The sequence below is a fragment of the Streptomyces sp. CHD11 genome, assembly GCF_018638295.1.
Classification (GTDB): Bacteria; Actinomycetota; Actinomycetes; order Streptomycetales; family Streptomycetaceae; genus Streptomyces.
The window spans coordinates 1-313 of sequence record NZ_JABTTS010000188.1 but is presented as its reverse complement, the minus strand read 5'-3'; the positions used below and the strand labels follow the sequence as shown (position 1 = coordinate 313).

General features: G+C 75.7%; 1 protein-coding gene. It reads right to left on the bottom strand.

Going from position 1 to position 313, the window contains the following annotated elements:
- Positions 1 to 198 (bottom strand): DUF5949 family protein (locus tag HTV45_RS33705; RefSeq protein ID WP_251693431.1); only part of this gene is annotated, 198 nt, incomplete at its 3' end.
- Positions 199 to 313 lie beyond the last annotated feature (115 nt).

The window sequence follows — 313 nt, the reverse complement described above, 5'->3', positions numbered from 1 at the left end:
CGCCGAGCGCTCCAGCAGGGCCCCCACGGCCACCTCGCCCGCCTCGGGGCCGGCCGCCCCGTCGCCGAGGGAGTAGGCCAGCAGGAAGGGCATGTCCTGACCGTCGTTGACGTTCTCGCCGGCCCAGGCGATCACCGTGATGGTGCCGAGGTGGCTCGGGTCGAGCGGGGTTCCGGTGGCTGAGGTAGCAGAGGTCATAGCCCCGGACCCTAGGGGCGCCCGGGCCGGCCGGACACCCCGCGTCACCCGAACGGCCCAGCGCCGGGCCGCCCTTGTAGCCCGTACGGGGACACCGGCGGGCGGAGCGTCACGC